At 72.2% G+C, this 21558-nt stretch carries 23 protein-coding genes and 1 tRNA gene; 15 read left to right on the plus strand and 9 right to left on the minus strand.

The window, feature by feature from the left end; genetic code table 11:
• The first annotated feature begins 25 nt into the window (after positions 1-25).
• On the plus strand, positions 26-460 hold the full coding sequence (locus tag AB4Z02_RS01970; protein ID WP_441968911.1) for a DUF1810 domain-containing protein: 435 nt from the start codon (positions 26-28) through the stop codon (positions 458-460).
• 31 nt (positions 461-491) lie between these two features.
• Here AB4Z02_RS01970 and AB4Z02_RS01975 read toward each other — a convergent pair whose 3' ends face one another.
• Both AB4Z02_RS01975 and AB4Z02_RS01980 read right to left on the minus strand, forming a co-directional pair.
• Entirely contained in the window at positions 492-2168 is a 1677-nt protein-coding gene (locus AB4Z02_RS01975; protein ID WP_441968913.1) for a long-chain-fatty-acid--CoA ligase, read from the minus strand.
• 183 nt (positions 2169-2351) lie between these two features.
• Positions 2352-2434 (minus strand) — tRNA-Leu (locus AB4Z02_RS01980).
• A 170-nt stretch (positions 2435-2604) separates the two neighbouring features.
• Between AB4Z02_RS01980 and AB4Z02_RS01985 the strand changes: the two genes are divergently transcribed.
• Genes AB4Z02_RS01985 through pknB form a run of 7 tightly spaced genes read left to right on the plus strand, consistent with a single transcriptional unit; the run spans position 2605 to position 11366 of the window.
• Positions 2605-3444 carry an FhaA domain-containing protein gene (locus AB4Z02_RS01985; RefSeq protein ID WP_441968915.1) on the plus strand — a complete coding sequence of 280 codons (840 nt, stop codon included), beginning with the start codon at positions 2605-2607 and terminating at the stop codon, positions 3442-3444.
• Between the two features lie 10 nt (positions 3445-3454).
• Positions 3455-3982 carry an FHA domain-containing protein FhaB/FipA gene (locus tag AB4Z02_RS01990; protein WP_441968917.1) on the plus strand — a complete coding sequence of 176 codons (528 nt, stop codon included), beginning with the start codon at positions 3455-3457 and terminating at the stop codon, positions 3980-3982.
• Positions 3983-3993: 11 nt separating this feature from the next.
• Positions 3994-5361 carry a PP2C family protein-serine/threonine phosphatase gene (locus AB4Z02_RS01995; RefSeq protein WP_441968919.1) on the plus strand — a complete coding sequence of 456 codons (1368 nt, stop codon included), beginning with the start codon at positions 3994-3996 and terminating at the stop codon, positions 5359-5361.
• A complete protein-coding gene (locus AB4Z02_RS02000; RefSeq protein ID WP_056883223.1) occupies positions 5358-6734 on the plus strand; it encodes an FtsW/RodA/SpoVE family cell cycle protein in 1377 nt (458 codons plus the stop codon). The genes AB4Z02_RS01995 and AB4Z02_RS02000 overlap by 4 nt, the downstream gene beginning before the upstream one ends.
• Positions 6731-8188 carry a peptidoglycan D,D-transpeptidase FtsI family protein gene (locus tag AB4Z02_RS02005; RefSeq protein WP_441968921.1) on the plus strand — a complete coding sequence of 486 codons (1458 nt, stop codon included), beginning with the start codon at positions 6731-6733 and terminating at the stop codon, positions 8186-8188. Before AB4Z02_RS02000 ends, AB4Z02_RS02005 begins: the two co-directional genes overlap by 4 nt.
• Positions 8185-9501 carry a serine/threonine-protein kinase gene (locus AB4Z02_RS02010; RefSeq protein WP_441968923.1) on the plus strand — a complete coding sequence of 439 codons (1317 nt, stop codon included), beginning with the start codon at positions 8185-8187 and terminating at the stop codon, positions 9499-9501. Before AB4Z02_RS02005 ends, AB4Z02_RS02010 begins: the two co-directional genes overlap by 4 nt.
• Positions 9498-11366: a Stk1 family PASTA domain-containing Ser/Thr kinase gene (pknB, locus tag AB4Z02_RS02015; RefSeq protein ID WP_441968925.1), complete on the plus strand. Its 1869-nt coding sequence runs from the start codon at positions 9498-9500 to the stop codon at positions 11364-11366. The genes AB4Z02_RS02010 and pknB overlap by 4 nt, the downstream gene beginning before the upstream one ends.
• A 46-nt stretch (positions 11367-11412) precedes the next feature.
• On the opposite strand, the gene AB4Z02_RS02020 is transcribed toward pknB, so the two are convergent.
• The 4 genes from AB4Z02_RS02020 to AB4Z02_RS02035 are packed head-to-tail and all read right to left on the minus strand — an operon-like array spanning position 11413 to position 13714.
• Positions 11413-12069 (minus strand): aminodeoxychorismate/anthranilate synthase component II, encoded by a 657-nt coding sequence (locus AB4Z02_RS02020; protein WP_441968927.1) that lies wholly within the window; start codon positions 12067-12069, stop codon positions 11413-11415.
• Positions 12066-12269, minus strand: a complete 204-nt coding sequence (locus tag AB4Z02_RS02025) for a hypothetical protein (protein WP_369818873.1) — start codon at positions 12267-12269, stop codon at positions 12066-12068. Before AB4Z02_RS02025 ends, AB4Z02_RS02020 begins: the two co-directional genes overlap by 4 nt.
• A gap of 3 nt (positions 12270-12272) precedes the next feature.
• Positions 12273-12968 carry a class E sortase gene (locus tag AB4Z02_RS02030; RefSeq protein ID WP_441968929.1) on the minus strand — a complete coding sequence of 232 codons (696 nt, stop codon included), beginning with the start codon at positions 12966-12968 and terminating at the stop codon, positions 12273-12275.
• Entirely contained in the window at positions 12965-13714 is a 750-nt protein-coding gene (locus AB4Z02_RS02035) for a DUF881 domain-containing protein (RefSeq protein ID WP_441968931.1), read from the minus strand. Before AB4Z02_RS02035 ends, AB4Z02_RS02030 begins: the two co-directional genes overlap by 4 nt.
• 62 nt (positions 13715-13776) lie before the next feature.
• Between AB4Z02_RS02035 and AB4Z02_RS02040 the strand changes: the two genes are divergently transcribed.
• Complete coding sequence (locus tag AB4Z02_RS02040) at positions 13777-14025, plus strand: cell division protein CrgA (protein ID WP_056882817.1); 249 nt, start codon at positions 13777-13779, stop codon at positions 14023-14025.
• Between the two features lie 145 nt (positions 14026-14170).
• Here AB4Z02_RS02040 and AB4Z02_RS02045 read toward each other — a convergent pair whose 3' ends face one another.
• The 3 genes from AB4Z02_RS02045 to AB4Z02_RS02055 all read right to left on the minus strand — a co-directional run bounded on the left by AB4Z02_RS02045 (position 14171) and on the right by AB4Z02_RS02055 (position 16102).
• On the minus strand, positions 14171-14338 hold the full coding sequence (locus AB4Z02_RS02045; protein WP_056883220.1) for a Flp family type IVb pilin: 168 nt from the start codon (positions 14336-14338) through the stop codon (positions 14171-14173).
• A 272-nt stretch (positions 14339-14610) separates the two neighbouring features.
• Positions 14611-15495 carry a rhomboid family intramembrane serine protease gene (locus AB4Z02_RS02050; protein WP_441968934.1) on the minus strand — a complete coding sequence of 295 codons (885 nt, stop codon included), beginning with the start codon at positions 15493-15495 and terminating at the stop codon, positions 14611-14613.
• 88 nt (positions 15496-15583) lie between these two features.
• Positions 15584-16102, minus strand: coding sequence for a peptidylprolyl isomerase (locus AB4Z02_RS02055; RefSeq protein WP_441968936.1), 519 nt, complete (start codon positions 16100-16102; stop codon positions 15584-15586).
• A 144-nt stretch (positions 16103-16246) separates the two neighbouring features.
• Between AB4Z02_RS02055 and AB4Z02_RS02060 the strand changes: the two genes are divergently transcribed.
• From AB4Z02_RS02060 to AB4Z02_RS02085, 6 genes are all read left to right on the plus strand, one after another.
• Positions 16247-17095: a hypothetical protein gene (locus tag AB4Z02_RS02060; RefSeq protein ID WP_056882814.1), complete on the plus strand. Its 849-nt coding sequence runs from the start codon at positions 16247-16249 to the stop codon at positions 17093-17095.
• Between the two features lie 178 nt (positions 17096-17273).
• Positions 17274-17831, plus strand: a complete 558-nt coding sequence (locus tag AB4Z02_RS02065; protein ID WP_441968938.1) for a MauE/DoxX family redox-associated membrane protein — start codon at positions 17274-17276, stop codon at positions 17829-17831.
• Between the two features lie 3 nt (positions 17832-17834).
• Positions 17835-18752, plus strand: coding sequence for a hypothetical protein (locus AB4Z02_RS02070; RefSeq protein WP_441968940.1), 918 nt, complete (start codon positions 17835-17837; stop codon positions 18750-18752).
• A gap of 98 nt (positions 18753-18850) precedes the next feature.
• On the plus strand, positions 18851-19450 hold the full coding sequence (locus tag AB4Z02_RS02075) for a hypothetical protein (RefSeq protein WP_441968942.1): 600 nt from the start codon (positions 18851-18853) through the stop codon (positions 19448-19450).
• Between the two features lie 4 nt (positions 19451-19454).
• Positions 19455-19973: a hypothetical protein gene (locus AB4Z02_RS02080; RefSeq protein ID WP_441968944.1), complete on the plus strand. Its 519-nt coding sequence runs from the start codon at positions 19455-19457 to the stop codon at positions 19971-19973.
• A complete protein-coding gene (locus AB4Z02_RS02085) occupies positions 19970-21532 on the plus strand; it encodes an LGFP repeat-containing protein (protein WP_441968946.1) in 1563 nt (520 codons plus the stop codon). The genes AB4Z02_RS02080 and AB4Z02_RS02085 overlap by 4 nt, the downstream gene beginning before the upstream one ends.
• Positions 21533-21558: the final 26 nt, after the last annotated feature.

Raw genomic sequence — 21558 nt, forward strand, 5'->3', positions numbered from 1 at the left:
GCGCGGGGTGCGGCAGCATGGGGCGATGACGTACGACCTCCAGCGGTTCACGACGGCGCAGGACTCCGACGACACGTATGCGCGCGCGCTCGCCGAGCTGCGCGCGGGCTCCAAGCGGAGCCACTGGATGTGGTTCGTCTTCCCACAGGTCGCCGGCCTCGGCAGGAGCGAGACCGCGCAGTTCTACGCCGTCGACGGCCTCGGGGAGGCCCGCGCCTACCTCGCCGACCCGGTGCTGGGGCCGCGGCTGCTCGAGTGCGCGATGGCGCTGACGTCGCTCGAGGATGCTGATCCCGTCGCGGTGCTCGGCGGCACCGACGCCCAGAAGCTGCGGTCGTCGATGACGCTGTTCGCGCAGGCCGCCGAGCACGACGAGGACCGGTCCGTCTTCCAGGCGGTGCTCGACCAGTACTTCGCCGGCTCGCCCGACCCGCAGACCCTGGTCCGCCTCACACCCTGACGGACAGCGAGACCCCTGAGGGTCCCCTCAGTCAGCGGTCGACGAGGGAGTCACGCACCTGCCTGCGCAGGACCTTGCCGATGAGGGAGCGCGGGAGCTCCTCGACCGCGACGACCCGTCGCGGCACCTTGTAGGCGGCCAGGTGTGCACGACAGTGCTCCCGGATCCCGTCAGCGTCGAGGGTGGTCCCGGGCGTGAGCTGCACGGCCGCGACCACGTCCTCGCTCCCGTCGCCCCGGGGTAGGCCGACGACAGCGGCGTCGACGACGTCCGGGTGGTGGCGCAGGACCGCCTCGACCTCCGAGGGCATGACGTTGAACCCGCCGGTGATGATGATCTCCTTGATGCGGTCCACGATCGAGACGAAGCCATCGGCGTCGACCTCGACGATGTCGCCGGTTCGGAACCAGCCGTCCCCGATGAGCGCCTCTCGCGTCTCGTCCGGCTTCTCCCAGTAGCCGCCGAACACCTGCGGACCGCGGATGAGGAGCTCGCCACGCTCACCGGGCGCCCGGTCGGCCGCTGGGTCGTCGGGGTCCACCACGCGGATCTCGGTGTTGGGGAAGGGAACGCCGATCGCGCCTGCTCGTCGGTCCCGGCCCAGCGGGTTGCCGATGGCCACGGGGGACGTCTCGGTGAGGCCGTAGCCCTCGATGAGCAGGCCACCGGTGACGCGCTCCCAGAGCTCGAGGGTGCCGGCCGGGAGGGACATGGCGCCCGAGATGGCGAAGCGCACGGAGCTGAGGTCGACGCCCCGTTCCTGGGCCGCCTGGGCCAGGCGCTCGTAGATGGGCGGCACGGCCGGGAGGAACGTCGGCGGGTGCTTCCTCGCTGCGGCGAGCACGAGGTCGACGTCGAACCGGGGGAAGAGCACGAGCCGGGCGCCGATGCTGAGCGCGAAGGTGAGGCAGAGCGTGAGGCCGTAGGCGTGGAACATCGGCAGCACCGCGTAGATCACCTCTCGACCATCGACGAGCCCGGGCACCCACGCCCGGCCCTGCGCCGCGTTGGTGCGCAGGTTGCGGTGCGTGAGCATGGCGCCCTTGGGCACGCCGGTCGTGCCACTCGTGTACTGGATGACCGCGAGGTCGGTCGCTCCCGGCCGGGGGTGGCCGTCGGCGAGCTCGCCGTGCGAGAGCAGGGCCTGCCACGGGACCGTGCCCGGGGCGGGAGCGGTCAACGCAGCGCGTGACGCACGCGCTTTCGGCACCGGCAACCTGAGGGCCAGCCGCGTAACTCGCGGCATGGCCCGGGTGAGGTCCACCGAGATGATCGTGTCGACGCTTCCCGAGCCCCTGACGAGGTGTACCGCCTTGTCCCACACGACGGCGACGGTCGCCCGGTGGTCGCCGAGCTGGTGCGCCATCTCCGACGCGGTGTACAGGGGGTTGTGCTCGACCACGACGGCGCCGAGTCGCAGGACGGCGTGGAAGGCCACGATGTGCTGGGGACAGTTGGGCAGGACGAGCGCCACGCGGTCCCCGGCGACGACGCCGAGCTGGCGCAGTCCCTCGGCTGCGGCCCGCACCTGGGCGGCCAAGGTCGCGAACGTCGTCTCGGCGCCGAAGAACTCGAGGGCGACCTTGCCGTCGAAGCGTGCGACCGACATCTCGAACAGGTCCACGAGAGAGGCGTCTGCCACGTCGATGTCGGCAGGCACTCCGTCTGCATAGTGCTTGACCCAGGTGCGCTCGATGCCGTCGGTCATGTGCGCCTGCCTTCGTGGCGTCCCGCCGCGGACTGCGGCTGGCGCCAGTATGACGGCCGAGGACACGGGCGCGACGGGAACTCCAGCGTCTCCGCTTCGCTGCGGCGCCTTCCAGCTCCACGGGACCGGCCGCCACATGACGAAGGACCCCCGGCCTGCATGGGGGTCCTTCGTTCCTTCGCGTGCGCGAGGGGGGATTTGAACCCCCACGCCCTTTCGGACACTGGCACCTGAAGCCAGCGCGTCTGCCGTTCCGCCACTCGCGCGCGGTGATCAGTGTGCTATATCGGCACCCCGAACTCCAAACCGACCCCCCGGGCAACGCCGGACCCGCCGCCACGACGCCGCGCGTGCGCACACCGCGCCCAGTCGCGCCCGTTACGATCGGGGCCACCACCAGTGCGCCAGCCGCGTCGTCCACCGTAAGGAGCGGGCCTTGGGACTGTTCGACCGTGTCGAGCAACGCCTCGAACGTGCCGTCAACGGTGCCTTCGCGCGCGCCTTCAAGTCCGAGGTGCAGCCCGTCGAGATCGCCAGCGCCATCCGCCGCGCCATGGACGACCGTGCCGCGATCCTCGGGCCCGGCCGCACGATCGTGCCCAACCTCTACACCGTGGAGCTCTCCGACACCGACTACGACCGGCTCGGCGGGTATGACGAGGAGCTCGAGAACGAGCTCATCGCGGCGGCGCAGGAGCACGCGGAGTCGCAGCGCTACCAGCCCGGCGGACCCCTGCAGGTGTCGTTCGCGAGCGCCAACGACCTCGAGACCGGGGTCTTCCGGCTCCGCACCTCCACGGCCCGCCGCCCCGGCGACGCGTCCGGCGGAGCAGCTGCCGCCGCGAGCGCCCCGCCCGTCGCACCGCCCCTCGCTTCTCCCCCAGTACCGGGCGCCCGCCACGTCGACGACGACGGCCTCGAGGCCACCCAGGCCCAGGCACCGGTCGCACCCCCGGCCCCGCCGCGGCGCGTCAACCCGGCCGACCGTCCCTGGCTCGACGTCGACGGCGAGCGCTACCCGCTCATGGGCGCGATCACCGTCCTCGGGCGTGACGACGCGGCCGACATCGTCCTCGACGACCCCGGCATCTCCCGTCGCCACAGCGAGATCCGCGTGACCAACGACGGCCCGCACCTCGTGGCCAGCATCCGCGACCTCGGCTCGACCAACGGCACGTTCGTCAACAGCGAGCGCATCAGCAGCCAGCGCCTCTCCGACGGCGACCGCGTCACGGTGGGTCGCACCTCCGTCACCTACCGCGCCGGGAAGCGGTGACGGCGCTGCAATGAGTGAGCTCACCCTGACGATCATCCGCCTCGGACTGCTCGTCCTCCTGTGGATCTTCGTGTTCAGCGTCGTCGGCGTCCTGCGCGGCGACATCTACGGCACGCGTGTCGTCAGCCGTACCCCGCGCAAGCCCACCCCGCCCAAGCGCCAGCCGGCCCGCGCCGCCACTGCGCCGTCCGCGACTCCGGCACCGGCGGCCGCCCCCAGGGGCCGGTCGCGCGGCCGCCAGCCGTCGGCACCCCGCACGCTCGTGGTCACCCAGGGCGCGCTCACCGGCACCAGCCTGCCGCTGCGGGAGGCCGGGACGGTCATCGGCCGCAACCCCGAGTGCGTCCTGGTGCTCGACGACGACTTCGCCAGCGGACGCCACGCCCGCATCTTCAGCCGCGACGGCGCCTGGTTCGTGGAGGACCTCGGCTCCACCAACGGCACCTACCTCGGTGGCGAGCGCCTGACCGGGCCCGTCCGTGTGGAGTCCGGCACCACCCTGCGGATCGGCAAGACCGTCATCGAGCTGCGGAAGTAGGCAGCCGCCCCATGCCCTTCGCGTTCAACTACGCCGCCCGCTCCGACGTCGGGATGGTGCGTTCGGAGAACCAGGACTCCGGCTACGCCGGGCCCCGGCTCCTCGCGATGGCCGACGGCATGGGCGGCCACGCCGGAGGCGACATCGCGTCCTCCGTGGTGATCGGCGCGCTGGCCGACCTCGACGGCGAGGCGCTGGGCAGCGCGGAGGCGAGCCGCGCACTGCTGCAACGGATCACGTCGGCCAACGACGAGCTCGCCGACATGGTCAAGGCCGATCCGAGCCTGCACGGCATGGGCACGACGCTCATCGCGATCCTTCGCTCGCACAACAAGCTCGTCCTCGCCCACATCGGTGACTCGCGCGCCTTCCTGGCCCGCGACGGGCAGCTCACGCAGATCACCAAGGACCACTCGTTCGTCCAGACCCTCGTCGACGAGGGTCGCATCACCGCCGACGAGGCGGTCGGGCACCCGCAGCGCTCGCTGGTCACCCGCGTGCTCACCGGCCAGTCCGACGACGAGCCCGACATCACCGTGCGCGAGGCCCGCATGGGCGACCGCTACATGATCGCCTCCGACGGCCTCACCGACTACGTCGCGCCCGACACCATCGCCGACGTCGTCACGGCCGGCGACCCGCCCGGGCCCACGGCGCAGCGCCTGGTCGACCTCGCCCTGAAGGCCGGGGCTCCCGACAACGTCACCATCGTCATCGGCGACGTCGTCGACCTCACCAAGGTCGAGGCCCCGCCGACCCAGCCGCAGGTGGTCGGCGCGGCCTCGACGCGCACCAAGAGCACCCGCGCCATACCGGTCACCCCTGCGGCCAAGGCCGCGGCCCTGGCCCGCGAGGCCGCCGGCGACGACGACGACGTCGTGCTCGCCGAGGAGGGGCCCTCCGGCCCAGGCCGCTGGTGGCGCCGCGTGGTCGTGCTGGCGCTGGTGCTCGTCGTCCTCGGGGGAGGCGCGTACGCCGCGTACGCCTGGACCCAGGGTCAGTACTTCGTCGGCGCCGACGGCGGGAAGGTCGCCATCTACCAGGGCGTCTCGCAGGACCTCGGCCCCGTGACGCTCTCGCACGTCGAGGAGCCGTCCGACATCGCGGTCACCGACCTGCCCGACTTCTACCGCGCCCAGGTCGAGTCCACCATCGCCAAGGGCACGCTGCGCGACGCCCAGGCCCTCGTCGCCGAGCTGCGGATAGAGGCGTCCCGCTGCGCCGTCAGCCGGGCCACGGGCGGGACGTGCTCCTCCGACGGCAGCGCCGGCACGCCGACGCCGTCGACCACGACGTCCACCACGACGTCCACCACCGCCACGAGCGGCCCGTCCGCGTCGGCCACCACCTCGCCCGCCAGCCCGACCAGCACGCCATGACGACCATCTCGAGCCTCGCCCCCCGCACCCGCCGCAACGTCGAGCTGGTGCTCCTGCTGCTGGCCGTCGGCATCGTCGTGCTCGCCTACGTCAACGTGTCGCTGGCGATGAGCGGCAGCTTCCCGCCCGGCCTGACCACCCAGGTCGCCGGCCTCCTCGTGCTCGCGGGCGGCTTCCACCTCCTGCTGCGCTGGAAGGCCTCCTACGCCGACCCGCTGCTGCTGCCCATCGTCACGCTGCTCAACGGCCTCGGCCTGGTCATGATCCACCGCCTCGACCTCGCGCACGGCAAGACGCTCGGCGAGGGCCTGGCCCTCAAGCAGCTGACGTGGAGCGCGCTGTCGGTCGCCATCGCCGCCGGGGTGATGTGGTTCCTGCGCGACCACCGGGTCCTGCGCCGCTACACCTTCACCGCCGCCGTCGCCGCGTTCGTCCTGCTCATCCTCCCCCTCGTGCCCGGCATCGGCCGCTCCGTCTACGGCTCACGCATCTGGATCGGCCTGGGGCCGTTCACGTTCCAGCCCGGCGAGGTCGCCAAGATCCTGCTCGCGGTCTTCTTCGCCGGCTACCTCGTGCAGACCCGCGACGCCCTGTCGCTGGCCGGGCGCAAGGTGCTGGGCCTCACCCTCCCGCGCGGGCGCGACCTCGGCCCCATCCTGCTGGCGTGGGTGCTGTCGCTCGGCGTGCTGGTGTTCGAGACCGACCTCGGCTCGTCCCTGCTGCTGTTCGGGCTGTTCGTGGCCATGCTCTACGTCGCCACGGAGCGGATCTCGTGGATCGCGATCGGCATGACGCTCTTCTGCGCCGGCGCCTACGTCGCCTACCTCATCTTCGGCCACGTCCAGGAGCGCGTGCACCTGTGGCTCGACCCGTTCGCGCCCGGCCAGTCCGACCAGGTCGCCAAGGGCCTGATGGGTATGGCGTCCGGTGGCCTCCTCGGCACCGGCCTGGGTCGCGGTCGCCCCGACCTCACCTACTTCGCGGAGTCGGACTTCATCATCCCCAGCTTCGGCGAGGAGATCGGCCTCATCGGGCTGTTCGCCCTGCTCATGCTCTACGTGCTGCTCGTCGAGCGCGGCCTGCGCACCGCGCTCGGGGTGCGCGACGGCTTCGGCAAGCTGCTCGCCGGCGGCCTGGCGTTCTCGGTGGCGCTGCAGTGCTTCGTGGTCGTCGGCGGCGTCACCCGCGTCATCCCCCTCACCGGCCTCACCATGCCGTTCCTGTCCTACGGAGGCTCCTCCCTGCTGGCCAACTGGACGCTCGTCGCCCTGCTGCTGCGCATCAGCGACCAGGCCCGCCGGCCGATCGCCGAGGTGCCGGTGACGGGGTCCTCCGCCGGTGAGGCCAGGACCGAAGTGGTGGCGGTGCGATGAACGCCCCCCTACGCCGCCTGTCGATGGTCGTCGCGCTGCTCTTCAGCGCGCTGCTCATCTCCTCGACGATGATCCAGTTCGTCGACGCCCAGGCCCTGCAGAACCGGCCGGACAACCGCCGGACCCTGCTCGCGACGTACGCCCGCGAGCGCGGCCAGGTCCTCGTGGGGGGCACCCCCGTCGCCAAGTCGGTCGCCTCCAAGGACGAGCTGAAGTGGCTGCGCACCTACCCCCAGGGCAAGCTCTACGCGCACGTCACCGGCTTCTACTCCTTCACGTACGGCGCGGGCGGCGGCGTCGAGGGCGCGGAGAACAGCCTGCTGTCCGGGTCCTCCGACAAGCTCTTCTACCGCCGCGTCACCGACATCCTCACCGGCCGTGACCAGACCGGCGCCAGCCTCGAGCTGACCATCAACGCCAAGGCGCAGGCCGCGGCCGAGAAGGCGCTCGGCGGCCAGCGGGGCGCGGTCGTGGCCCTCGACCCCAGCACCGGTGCGGTGCTCGCCCTCGTGAGCCACCCCTCGTACGACCCCTCGGTGCTGAGCAGCCACGACACCAACGCCGTCGTCAAGGCGTGGAAGGACCTCAACGCCGACCCGACGCGGCCGATGGTCGACCGTGCCATCGCCGGCAACCTCTACCCGCCGGGGTCGACGTTCAAGATCGTCACCTCCGCCGCGGCGCTGGAGTCCGGGAAGTTCACCGAGGAGAGCCTGCTGCCCGGCCCCGCGGTGCTCGACCTGCCGCTCACCTCGACCCCCCTGCCCAACGACGACCGACAGCCCTGCGGCCCCAACGACAAGGTGACCCTCAAGCGTGCCCTCGAGATCTCGTGCAACACCGCGTTCGGCTGGCTGGGCATGGACCTCGGCGCCGACGCCTTCCGGGCCCAGGCGGCGAAGTTCGGCCTCGGCGACCGCCTGAGCATCCCCATGAACGTCACCCCCAGCTCGGTCCCCGCCGAGCTCAACGCCCCCCAGCTCGCCCAGTCGGCCATCGGCCAGTACGACGTGCGCGTCACCCCCCTGCAGGTCGCCATGATCGCCGCAGCCGTGGCCAACCGTGGCGTCGTCATGCGCCCCTACCTCGTCAAGAAGGTCACCTCCTCCGACCTCGAGACCATCGACGAGACCCAGCCCGAGCAGCTGTCGCAGGCGGTCTCGGCGCAGACGGCCGCCGCCCTGACGCGGATGATGCAGGGCGTCGTCCAGAGCGGCACCGGCACCGCCGCCCAGATCAGCGGGGTCGACGTGGCCGGCAAGACCGGTACGGCGCAGCACGAGAAGGGCAAGCCCCCGCACGCCTGGTTCACCTCCTTCGCGCCCGCGTCCGACGCGAAGGTCGCGGTCGCGGTCGTCGTCGAGGACGGCGGCACCGCGGGCAACGAGGCGGCCGGTGGCCGGGTCGCGGCGCCCATCGCCAAGTCGGTCATGGAGGCGGTGATCGGCAAGTGAGTCCCGCCCAGGGCGACGTCCTCGCCGGCCGGTACCTGCTCACCGAGTCCATCGCCACCGGCGGCATGGGCGAGGTGTGGAAGGCCCACGACCAGACCCTCGACCGCGACGTGGCCGTCAAGGTGCTGCGCCCCGACAGCGCCGAGGACGAAGCCTTCGCCGAGCGCTTCCGCGCCGAGGCCAGGCACTCCGGCGGCCTCAGCCACCCCAACATCGGCACCGTCCACGACTACGGCGAGGACGACGGCACGGCCTTCCTGGTCATGGAGCTGCTGTCCGGCGAGCCCCTGTCGGCCCTCATCCGCTCGCGCGCTCCCATGCCGCAGGACGAGGTCACCGAGATCCTCTACCAGGCGGCGATCGCCCTGCAGGCGGCCCACGACGCCGGCGTCGTGCACCGCGACGTCAAGCCGGCCAACATCGTGGTCGACGACGACGGCTACGCCAAGCTCACCGACTTCGGTATCGCGCGCGCGCTCAGCGAGGCGCCGATGACCCAGACCGGCGAGGTGCTGGGCACGCCCCACTACCTCGCGCCCGAGCAGGCCCAGGGCCGGCCGGCCGGCCCGCTCAGCGACGTCTACGCCCTGGCCGTCGTGGGGTACGAGATGCTCACCGGCCAGCGACCCTTCAACGGCGAGTCGATGGTGACCACGGCGCTGGCCCACATCAGCCAGCCCGCGCCGCAGTTGTCCGACGAGGTCGGGGAGCCGCTGCGCACCACCGTCATGGCGGCCCTCGCCAAGGACCCGTCCCAGCGACCGAGCAGCGCCGGTGCGTTCGCCGAGGCACTGCGACTGCCCGCCGGCGAGGTGCCCCAGCACCTCGTGGCCGGCGCGCGGTCCGCCGTGACCCCGGTCATCGCGGGGGTCCCCGCGGGGCTCGCGGCCGACCAGACCCTGCCGACCTCGGTCTTCCTCACGCCCCAGCCCGACGGGTCGACCCACGACGCGCCCTCCCTGGGCGAGACGACCGTGCAGCACGACACCCGGCGCCCCGCCTGGATGCTGCCGGTCCTGGGCGCCGTGGTCCTGCTCGCCCTCGTCGTGGTGCTGGTCTTCTCCACCCGCGGGTCGGCCGCCGGCTCCCCGGCACCCACGTCCTCACCGACGAACCCGGTCGCCACGACGACCTCGCGCGCGACAACGGCCACGACCACACGTACCTCCGCCTCCCGCACCACCACCACCGCCCGCTCGACTGCGACCAAGGCCGCGGCGAGTGCCCCGGCCGCCAAGCCGGCTCCCAAGCCTGCGCCGGCACACCACCCGCACCACACGAAGGGCAAGGGCAGGAAGGGCGGCAAGCCATGACCACGCCACGGCTGCTCGGCGGTCGCTACGAGGTCGGCAAGCTCCTCGGCAGGGGCGGCATGGCCGAGGTGCACCTGGGCCACGACACCCGGCTCTCCCGTCCGGTGGCGATCAAGCTGCTGCGCTCGGACCTCGCCCGCGACCCCTCCTTCCTCGCCCGCTTCCGCCGTGAGGCCCAGTCGGCGGCCGGGCTCAACCACGCCAGCATCGTCGCCGTCTACGACTCCGGCGAGGACCGCGTCACCGAGTCCGGCGGCGCCTCGGTGCCGGTGCCCTTCATCGTCATGGAGTACGTCGAGGGCCAGACCCTGCGCGAGCTGCTCAACACCCGCTCGCCGCTCGACCCCGGCGAGGCCGCCCGCATCACCGAGGGCATCCTCGACGCCCTCGCCTACAGCCATCGCATGGGCATCGTGCACCGCGACATCAAGCCGGCCAACGTGATGATCGGCGCCCGCGGCGAGATCAAGGTGATGGACTTCGGCATCGCCCGGGCCGTCGCCGACGCCAACGCCACGATGACCCAGACGCAGGCCGTCATCGGCACCGCGCAGTACCTCTCGCCCGAACAGGCGCAGGGTCACCACGTCGACGCCCGCTCCGACCTCTACTCGACCGGCTGCCTGCTGTTCGAGCTGGTGACCGGGCGCCCACCGTTCCAGGCCGACTCCCCGGTGGCCATCGCCTACCAGCACGTCGGTCAGGCGGCGCCTCGTCCCTCGAGCTTCAACCCCGAGGTCAGCCCGGCGCTCGACGCCGTCATCCTCCACGCGCTGGTCAAGGACCGCGAGGGGCGCTACCAGGACGCCACCGCCTTCCGCGCCGACCTGCAGGCCGCCCGCCTGGGTCGGCCCATCAGCGACGCCGCCCGCGGGACCGCGGGCCGAGGTGGCGAGGCCACGGTGGCACTGGGCGCGGTCGGGGGCGCCGCGGCCGCCACCACCGTGCTTCCCACCGGTGTCGCCGCCGCCGACCCGCCAAACGGTGCCAACACCGCCACCCTCCCGGCGATCGGCCACGACCCCGACGAGGAGCCGCGCCGACGTCGCGGACTCGCCTACGTCCTGCTCGTGCTCGCGGTGGTCGGGGCGCTCGTGCTCCTCGGGCTGGCCGGCAGGTCGCTGCTCAACCGGCCGCCTCAGGGCACCACCAACGTCGCCGTGCCGTCGGTGGTCGACAAGCCGGTCGAGACCGCGGAGGCCGAGATCAGGGCCGTCGGGCTCGTGCCCGAGTCGACCGACGTGGCCAGCACCAAGGAGGTCGGCCACGTCGTCGAGCAGAGCCCGGGGGCCGAGGAGATGGTGCCCAGGGGCAGCCGCGTCGCCCTGAGCATCTCCGCCGGGCCCGACACCGTCGAGCTGCCCGACCTCACCGACTACAGCGAGGGCGAGGCCCGCACCGCGCTGGCCAACCTCAACCTCAAGGTCGGGGCGACCAAGCTCGTCGACGACTCGGGTCTCGACCAGGGCAAGGTCGTCTCGACCAACCCCGAGAAGGGCACCTCGGTCGCCGTGGGCTCGGCCGTGTCGCTCGAGCTGTCGTCCGGCAAGATCACCGCCGTCGACGTCGTGGGCAAGTCGCGCAGCGACGCCGCGCAGCTCCTCGGCGACCGCGGGTTCCGCATCAAGACGGTCTACGTCGAGAGCTCGGAGACCGAGGACTCGGTCATCAAGCAGAGCATCAAGTCGGGCACCAAGGTCGACGACGGCACCGAGATCACCCTCACCGTGGCCCAGCCGCCGAAGCCGACGCCCACCACGGCGACAACCACGACCCCGCCGACGACCACGACCACGACGCCCCCGACGTCCACGACGACTCCGCCGCCGAGCACCACCGTCCTGCCCCCGATCACGACCCCGTAGGGAGCGTCCGCCGAGTCCGTGGGTACGCCGGGGTCAGGCTGACCCCCTACGGTGCGGCGACCGCCCGGGCGACGCCCTCGGCGTCGCGGACCAGCGGGCTGAGGCCGGCCGACCGCTCGACGGCGTCGGCGAGGCCGCACAGGAGCAGCCAGTTCGCGAGGATCCGGTGACCGCCCTCGGTCAGCACGCTCTCGGGGTGAAACTGCACCCCGTGCAGCGGCAGGTCGCGGTGGCGGACGGCCATGACGATGCCCGACTCGGTGTGCCCGTTGGCGACCAGCGTCTCGGGCAGGGTCGGCGGGTCGATCGTCAGCGAGTGGTAACGGGTCGCGGTGAACGGGCTGGCCAGTCCCTCGAGCACCCCGCTGTCGTCGTGGAGCACCCGCGAGGTCTTCCCGTGCAGCAGCTCGGGGGCCCGGCCCACGGTGGCGCCGCAGACGACGCCGAGGGCCTGGTGGCCCAAGCACACCCCGAGCATGGGCTGGACGCGCCCGGCGCAGGCCTCGATCATGGCCATCGACACCCCGGCGCCCTCCGGCGTCCCCGGTCCGGGGGAGACCAGGACACCGTCGAACTCGGCGCCGTCGGCCGGCGACACCGCGTCGTTGCGCGCGACGACGGTGTCGGCACCGAGCTGCTGGAGGTAGCCGACGATGGTGAAGACGAAGCTGTCGTAGTTGTCGACGACGAGGATGCGCGTCATCGCCGGACCCCCGGCGCCACCAGGGCGGAGGCGCCCGTCGACGGGTCGACCGTGTTGTCGTTGAAGGGCATCAGCGGTGCGACGTGCGGGAACAGCCACAGGAAGCAGAAGGCGACCACGGCCAGGACCAGCACGAGCGCGAGCAGCACCCGCACCGCGAGGGGACCGGGCAGGGCGCGCCAGATGGCGGCGTAGATCATGCGCTACCTGCCTTTCGGTGACGCCAGGGTGCCGGCCGGCAGCCCCTTCGCGCGGGGGTAGGACCTGTCGAGCTCGGCGAACACGACGTACCGCTGCGCCGCGCTGTACTTCGGGTGGCACGCGGTCATCGTCAGCCAGCGCTGCGTGGGCTGCTTGCCCGGCTGCTCGGGCACGGGGGCGATCACGTCGACGTCGGTCGGGTCGACGATGACGTGCCGCTTCACGACGTACACGTGGAACGCCGTCTTGGTCTCGACCACGACCTTGTCACCCGGGCGGAGGGTGTCGATGTCGTGGAAGGGACGGCCGTACGTCGTGCGGTGGCCGGCGACGGCGAAGTTGCCGACCGCGCCCGGCGTCGCCGTGCCCGTGTAGTGGCCCACGCCGTCCATGAGGATGTCGCGCGAGGTGCCCTCGAGGATCGGGCGCGCGTAGTCGGCGCCGAACCGCGGGATGCGCACGATCGCGAACGCCCTCCCGAACGGCACCTTCGACGGTGTCTCCGTGGCCGCGGGCCCGGAGCCGCCCTTCGGGCCGGCGGCGAAGTCACGGGTCAGCGTGGAGACGGTGTTGTCCTGGACGCGGTTGGCGGTGACGTCGGTCCACCACAGCTGCCAGCCGACGAAGAGCAGGAGCAGCAGCCCTGCCGTGACGAACAGGTCCCCGCCGATGCCGAGGACCCAACGCACTGCCTTCACTTCGCCGCCCTCGCGTCCTGCAGGTTGATGGAACCGGCATACGCCGGGAACGTCTCACGTCCGGTGGTCACGTCGTAGCCGAGGCCGACCGCGTCCACCCACTGCTTGTAGATGCCGACCGTCGGGCTCGCGTCGAGCGCCGCCTGCAGGTCGTCGGGGTTACCGATCGCGGTGATGACGTAGGGCGGGGAGTAGACCCGTCCCTGGAGGATCAGGGTGTTGCCGACGCAGCGGACGGCGCTGGTGGAGATGATCCGCTGGTCCATGAGCATCATCGCCTCGGCGCCTCCCCGCCACAGCGCGTTGACCACTGCCTGCACGTCCTGCTGGTGCACGACGTAGTCGTCGACGGTGAACCCGTCGGGCAGGGTGTCCGGCACGGTCTTGGCGTCGGTCATCGAGACCCGCACCGTCGGGCCGGAGACACCCTGCGTGCCGGCGGACAGCTTGAGCGCGTCGGCGTCGGCGGTGAGCTGGGTGACCCTCCGGTCGCCGGGGGCCTGCAGCGCCGAGAGCCGGTCGACGTCGGCGCGCAGGCTCGCCACGCGCTGGGCGGCGATGGCGTTCTGGCGGGTCTGCTCGCGGATGAGCCCGGGGACGTCGCTGGTCGAGGACCTCAGGTCGGTGCCCTTGGCGGTCGCCGCGCTCGTGGCGAACAGCAGCCCGGCGCCGAGGGCGACCAGCGGAACAGCGGCCGACCACCCGGTGGGCCGGCGCGTCAACCACGTCAGCCGCTGGTCTGCCATGGCACTACGCTATGCCAAACGTCCCGGCGGCTCGATGCCGTCCGCATGCAAGGAGTGTTTCCGTGCCGGAGTCCAAGGGCCGCGCCAAGCGCGCCTACACCCCGCCCACCAAGCCTGCGAAGCCGAAGATCGGCAACCCCCCGTGGTTCGTGCCGGTCATGCTGACCCTGATGGTGGTCGGCCTGCTATGGATCGTCGTCTTCTACATCACCAGCCAGCGGTTCCCCATCGAGGCCATCGGGCGCTGGAACCTCGGCATCGGCTTCGGCCTGATGCTGTCCGGCTTCGCGATGACGACGCGCTGGCGCTGACCGGGCACCGGTGGTGACGTCCACCTGACGCCGACGAACCGAGGCGCCCCCGACGAGCCTGGCTCGAGAGGGGCGCCTCGTCGCGTCCGGGAGGTCACGCCGTCAGGGGGGAACGGCGTACGGCTGTCGCCAGGGGACGACCTCGTCAGACGCTGCTTGCGGTCTTGGAGAAGAGGCCGGACAGGCTGTCGCCCAGCAGGGCCACCGCCGCGAGGATGATCAGCGCGATCAGCGCGATCATGAGGCCGTACTCCACGGCCGTGGCCCCCCGCTCGGCAACCCGGGCCTGGAACTTCGCACACAGTCTGCTCATCGGTGAGCTCTCTCCGATCTGACACGGGCCGGGACCACGCTGCCCGACCCGTGAAGCGTGGCAGGTGCAGGCGGCGACCTCATCGTGCCGCTGCGGGTCCTCGTCCTCATGCGTCGGCGGGAGAGAGGTTGTCCACAGCCTGTCCACATCGGGTTGTCCACAGGTTTGTGCACAGCTGGGGACAGAATGACAGGCGTGTAATACGGAATTCTGCTGAGGCGGGCCTACGTCAGGCGGCGTAGTCCGGTCGGGCTACCGTCCGTCCACAGGCGTCAGCCGACGAGCACGAAGCTCGGCGACACCGCGTACTTCGCGACGGACAGGAGCACGAGCACCACCACGACGGCAGCCACTCCCGGCCACTGCCACCGGCGCCGTTCGCGCGGGGTCGTCCAGGCGATCACGGCCGCGAGCGCCGCGCCCGTGACCAGGCCCCCGAGGTGGGCCTGCCAGGCGACGTTGGGGACGACGAAGCCGATGACGGCGTTGATGCCGATCGTCGCGTACATGCCCGCCGACGACCGGCCGAGGTGGCGGTTGAGCACGAGCAGCGCGCCGAACAGGCCGAAGACGGCGCCCGACGCACCGACCGCGGGCGTGAGCCACATGCTCCGCGTGGCGAAGTCGTTGCTCGGCGGCGAGGACATGAGCAGGTAGGCGACCGAGCCGCCGACCGCGCTCACGAGGTACACCGCGGCGTACCGGGCGGCGCCGAGGAGGCGCTCGAGGTACTGGGCGCCGACCATCCACAGGGCCAGCATGTTGAACAGGATGTGCGTGACCGAGCCGTGGGCGAAGGCCGAGGTCAGGAAGCGCCAGGGCTCGGACTCCCCGAGGACCGGCACGAACCAGATGTCGCGGGTGAGTCCGGGCGTGATGGTCTGCAGCACGTAGACCAGGACGCAGATCCCGATGATCGCGTAGGACACCCGGGGGGTGTCGGTGACCCGACCCCCGAAGACGGTGGTCGCCGAGCGGACCGTCCGCGCCTGCTCGCGGACACAGTCCACGCACTGGACGCCGACGGCCGCCGGGCGCTGGCACTCCGGGCACACCGGCCGGTGGCACCGCTGGCACCGCACGTACGACACCCGGTCGGGGTGGCGCGGGCAGACCGGCGGGGCCTGCTGCTGGGGTGGTGCGCTGGGCTCGCTCACGGGCGGGTCCTGCCTTCGGGTGGTCGGGTCATCGTCGGCCGGCGACGGTCGTCGCCGGCCGGTCGGTCGTGCCGGTCAGTCGGGCCGGTCAGTCGTTGACGACGACCGACTCGATGACAACGTCCTCGACCGGCTTGTCGTTCGCACCGGTGCGCACGACCGCGATCTTGTCGACGACCTCGCGGCTCGGGCCGTCGGCGACCTCACCGAAGATGGTGTGCTTGCCCTGCAGCCAGGTGGTGGGGCCGACGGTGATGAAGAACTGCGACCCGTTGGTGCCCTTGCCCATGCGCTTGCCGGCGTTGGCCATGGCGAGCATGTAGGGCTTGGTGAAGTCCTTGTCGGGGCTGATCTCGTCGTCGAACGTGTAGCCGGGGCCACCGACGCCCTGTCCGAGCGGGCAGCCGCCCTGGATCATGAAGCCGGGGATGATCCGGTGGAAGGTCAGGCCGTCGAAGAACGGCGTGGGGTTGGTGCGACCCGCGTCGTCGCGGTACTCCTGCTCACCGCTGGCGAGGCCGACGAAGTTCTTGACGGTCTTCGGGGCATGGTCGGGGAACAGGGTGACGTTGATGTCGCCGTGGTTGGTCTTGAGGGTGACGTCCATGGCGCTCATCCTTCCACGAAGGGTCTCCAGGGGCCGCTCGCAGGCACCCCGCTGGCTTGCCCACCAGCCGAAACAGGGCAGGATGGGTGACGAGAAGCGTCCGACGTTCCGCATGACCATGTCTGCACAATCAGGGAGGCACGGGTGTTCCGCACCAAGAGCAAGTCCGAACAGGCCGCCGAGGCCGTGAGCTCGACCGCGTCCACGGCAGCGCACACCGCCGCCGACTACGCCGCCACGCTCAAGGAGCGCGTCTCCCCGGCGGCCGAGGTCGCCCGCGAGCGCGCCGGCCACGCGAAGGACTGGAGCAAGCCCCACGTGGAGGCTGCCCGCGACTGGGCCAAGCCGCACGTGGACCACGGCATCGAGGTCGCCGCCCCCAAGCTGCAGGGCGCTGTCGAGGGGCTGGCCCCCAAGGTCGACACCGCGCGCGACACCATCGTCGACACCCTGCTGCCGAAGGTGGCCGAGGCCATCGCGGCCGTGGCTGCCGCGTCGGCGGCCGCCAAGTCCACCGCGAGCGACGTCGCCGGCGAGACCGCCGACCGCTCCGGCGGGGCGTTCGCCGTCCTCAAGGGTGACGCCGTCGCCAAGAAGTCCGGCCGCAAGGGCAAGTTCCTCATCGGTCTCGGCGTCCTGGCCGCCATCGGTGCCGCCGTCGCAGCGTTCCGCAAGTCCGCGCCGCGCGAGGACCCGTGGGCCACCCCGCTCGACGACCCCTACACGGCGCCGTCCTCAGGCCGCGCCTCGACGACGGGCGACAAGGTCTCCCACCTCGCCGACGTCGCCAAGGACAAGGCAGCCGGTGCGGCCGAGGTCGTCAAGGACAAGGCTTCCGACGCCAAGGACAAGGCGACCTCCGTCGCCGCCGACGCCAAGGACAAGGCCACCTCGCAGGGCAAGCACGCCGCCGGCACCGCTGCCGATGCCACCGCGGACGCCGCGAACACCGTGGCCGACCAGGCCGAGGACACCAAGGACAAGCTCGACTGACCTGCTCTGACGGCAGTCCCCGGAAGGGCACCGCTGCGTCCACCCGGACGCGCCGGTGCCCTTCTGTCGTGTCGACAGGGCACGGGTCGTGTCGCGGTGGCACTCGTCGAGTCGACAGGGGACCGGTCGTGTCGCGGTGGCACGGGGTGTGCGTTGACGGCAGGTAGCGTGTGGCGACATGTGGGACGCGCTGGCCGGACCGTACCTCGCCGCGGCGGGGCTGCTCGTGCTGGCCGGGGTCCCGAAGGTCGCTGACCCCGCCCCCCTCGTCCGGGCCCTGCGCAGCGCCGGCCTCAGCGTGCGCCCCGCTCCCGGCGCCCTCCTCGTACGCGCCTTCGCCGTGGCCGAGGTCGTCGTGGGCGCGTGGGCGGTGGTCGCCCCCGGTCGCGTGGTCGCGGTGCTGGTCGCGGCGGCATACCTGGTCTTCACCGCCTTCGTCGTCCTCGTCCTCGCCCGGGGCGGCGTCCTCGGGTCGTGCGGCTGCTTCGGCAAGCCCGACACCCCACCGAGCCGCACCCACGTGGCCCTGACCGCCGTGGCCGCCCTCGTCGCGGCTGCGGTCGCCGGCGCGCCGCCGGCCGACCCCTGGGGCGCGACCGCCGGCACCGGGGCCCTGGTCACCACCGCGGGGCTGGCCGTCCTCATCGGCTTCCTCGCCTGGATGGCCATGGCCGTCCTGCCCACCACCACCGCCGCCGCGGTCCGCAGCGCCACCCGCACCCGTTCGAAGGGCTGAACCATGCTCGCCGCCGTCATCGCCGAAGGGGTCGCCGTCATCCTGCTCGGCGTCCTGGTCCTCGGTCTCCTGCGCAGCCACGCGCTCATCCTCAAGGCCCTGCACGAGCTCGGCGCCGGCCTCGAGCTCGAGGAGGACGCGGGCACCGGCGTCACGACGGCCACCACGGGTGGGTCCCCGGGCCCCGTCCCGGTGGAGCTCGAGAACGGCGTCGTCCCCGCCACCCGCAAGGACTCGACCCGCGCGCACGACATCGTCGGCACCGACCTCGAGCGCGCCGAGCGCTCGGTGACCGTGACCACCCCCGGCTCGCGCACGCTGCTCGCGTTCCTCACCAGCGGCTGCAGCGTCTGCCAGACCTTCTGGGAGGAGTTCCAGCAGGGGGTCGACGTGCCCGGCAACGGTCGCCTGCAGGTCGTGGCCAAGGGCCTGGAGGAGGAGTCCGTCCCCAGCCTGCGCTCCCTGGCCGGCGACGTCCCGGTCGTGCAGTCCTCGGCGGCGTGGGTCGACTACGACATCCCCGGCTCGCCCTACTTCGTCTACGTCGAGGACGGCCGCGTCACCGGCGAGGGGTCGGCGACCACCTGGCCGCAGGTGCGCGACCTCATGGCCCAGGGCGTCTCCGACAGCGAGGACGCCCGCGCCGCTGCTGGGCGCACCGGTCCGGGCCAGCTGGTCGGCGAGGCCCTGGGCCGCGGGGAGCGCGACAGCGTGCCGCGCATGGATGACGAGCTGCTCGCGGCTGGGATCCGCCCGGGCGACCCGAGCCTGTACACCTCGCCCGACCTCGCCGGTCCTGCGACCGACGAGCACGGTCACGACCACGCGCACCACCACGACGAGCAAGCGCACGATGGGCACGCCCACGGTCACGACCATGAGCACGAGCACGCCTCGGCGTCCGACCACCACCAGCACTGACCGGTCCCGTGTCCCTCGCCACCCTCGCGCTCGCGCTCGGCCTGCCCATGGCCACCGTCGCGGCCGTGCGGGCGACCTGGTCCCCTTGAGGCGAGTCGATGCTGTCCAGCATCAGCCCGCTCGGTGAGCGGGCCCGCGCCTCCCGCTGGTGGGTGACCACCGCGGCATACCTCCTCGGCTCGGCCGTCGGGGGACTCGCCCTCGGCGCCCTCGCCTCGCTGCTCGGCGGCCTCGTGCCCGACCCGGTACGCAGCTCGTCGTGGTCGCTGGCCCTCGTCACCGTGCTGCTCCTCGTGGGGCTGGGCCTCGACTCCCAGCGTGGCCGGCTCGACCTGCCGTCGTGGCGGCGGCAGGTCGACGAGCAGTGGCTCATCCGCTACCGCGGCTGGGTGTACGGCGTGGGCTTCGGTGCGCAGCTCGGGTTCGGCCTCGTCACGATCATCACCAGTGCCACGACGTACGCCGTCGTGCTCCTCGCCGCGCTCGGTGGCGACCTGCGCGTGGGGCTGGCGATCGGGGCCACCTTCGGGGTCGTCCGGGCCCTGCCGTCGCTCCTCATGGGTGGTGTGGCCGACCGCGCCGCCCTGCACACCGTCTTCGGCCGCGTCGAGAGATGGGCCAGATCCGCACGAATCGTCGCTAGGGTGACGCTGGGGGTCGCGGCAGCCGCGCTCCTGGCCGTCGCAGTTGGGAGCTGAGCAGATGGCAGACACCTACGGCCTCAAGGCCGACGCGCCGCGGGGGTGGCACGTCGCCGTGACCCGGCGCCCCGGGGCGACTCCTGTGGCGCCGGACGCCCGCGCGAGAGGGGTGGTCGAGGACCAGGACGTCACCCGACCGGTGCTGCACGCCTGCACCCGGCCGCTGCCCGAGCTCCGCGGAGACTTCGGGACCGGGGTCGTCGACCTGCTCGGGCCGGACGACGTGTTCGTGGCGCTGGTCGACTACGGGTCCGAGGTCGCCGACCAGGGGTTGTTCGAGAAGCAGGGACTGCCCCGGCTCGCCCCGTCGCACTTCGCGCCGAACCGGCTCCAGCGGCCGCTGCCCGGCATGAGCGCCAGCCAGCAGTTCTTCAGCCACGGCGGCCGGGCGTTCTGCCTGTTCACCGTGCTCGGCAGCCATGCCCGGCGCATGGCGTCCGTCCCGCGGGCCATGACGCTCGTCAACTCGCTGCGCATCACCGACCGGGCGACGCTGGCCCGACTGGGAGGCCACCCGTGAGCACCCTCGACGACCTCAACGCCGGACCCGGGGGGATGGCCGGCTTCGTGTCCTCATTGTCGCGCCGGCTGCGGCCCGTCTCCCGCCGAGACCTGTTCGTCGGTGCCGCCGTCGCCGGGTCGGCCCTGGCCACCAGCCCCAAGAACTACGTCCTGCGCCCGCAGCCGGCCTACGCCACGATCTGCGGCCCCGGCAACACCGCCAGCAGCGGCTGGACCGTGTTCTGCTGCACGGTCAACAAGGGTGTCAACGCCTGCCCGCCCGGCAGCTTCGCCGCTGGCTGGTGGAAGGCCGCCGACTCCTCGTGGTGCGGTGCGGGCTACCGCTACATCGTCGACTGCAACGCGTCGTGCTCGAAGTGCTCGACCGGCTGCACCGACGGCATCTGCGACAGCAAGTGCTGGAGCTGCTCGTGCGGGACCGGGTCGAGCCGGACCTGCGACCAGCGACGCGTGTGCTGCAACGCGTTCCGCTACGGACAGTGCAACACCCAGGTCAAGTGCAGCGGCGGCGTCCACTGCCGCGTGGTGAGCTGCGTCGCGCCGTACAAGTGGGCCTCCTGCACCACCACCTCGCTGGTGGACGACCGCACCGCCGAGCACAGCGCGCCGTGCCTGCCCGGCTGGGGGGCGATCTCCCAGAAGGAACGCGACATGGGCGCGCAGGGCTCCTACCTCAAGGCCTCCACCACGCCCGGGGTCCTCGTGGGCGACGGCCGTGGCACCTACGTCGTCTACCAGGGCGGCTCGATCTACCACACCAAGACGACGGGGGCGCACGGCGTGCCCAACTCGGTGAAGTCGGTGTGGGCGTCCGTCGACGGCCCCCGTGGCCTGCTCGGGTACCCCACGAGCGACTGGCTGACCGGGCGCGTCAACGGCGGCTGGGTCCAGACCTACGAGCACGGCGCCATCACCGACTCCCCGGACACCACGACGAAGATCGTCTACGGCACGGCGTACACGCAGTGGACCGGCACCGGACGCGAGAGCGGTCTCCTCGGCTACCCGACGACCAACCGGATCTCCGGCATGACGGACGGCGGCTGGCGCCAGGAGTTCCAGCGCGGCGTCGTCGTCGACTCGGCGAGCACGCCGGTCAAGACGATCTACGGCGACGCGTTCACGGCGTGGAAGGGCACCGGACGCGAGACCGGCGTCCTCGGCTACCCGACGACCAACCGCATCTCCGGCATGACGGACGGCGGCTGGCGCCAGGAGTTCCAGCGCGGCATCGTCATCGACTCGGCCAGCACGTCCACCAAGTGCATCTACGGCGACGCCCTCACCTCGTGGGTCGCCGGTGGCCGCGAGACCGGCGAGCTCGGGTACCCCAAGGGCAACCGGGTCTCCGGACAGGTCCGCGGCGGCTGGCACCAGGACTTCCAGCAAGGTGAGCTGTGGGCCCTCGACAAGCCCTTCCGGGTGCTCGGTGCGGTGCTCACCGAGTGGAAGGCGCAGGGCGGGGCCGCCGGCAGCTACGGCTACCCCATCACCGACACCACGACCGTGGACGGCAAGCTCACCTGCACGTTCGAGGGTGGGACGATCACCGTCTGATGCACTGGCCCGGGTGCGCTCCGCCG

The organism is Pedococcus sp. 2YAF34, assembly GCF_052114585.1.
Lineage (GTDB): Bacteria > Actinomycetota > Actinomycetes > Actinomycetales > Dermatophilaceae > Pedococcus.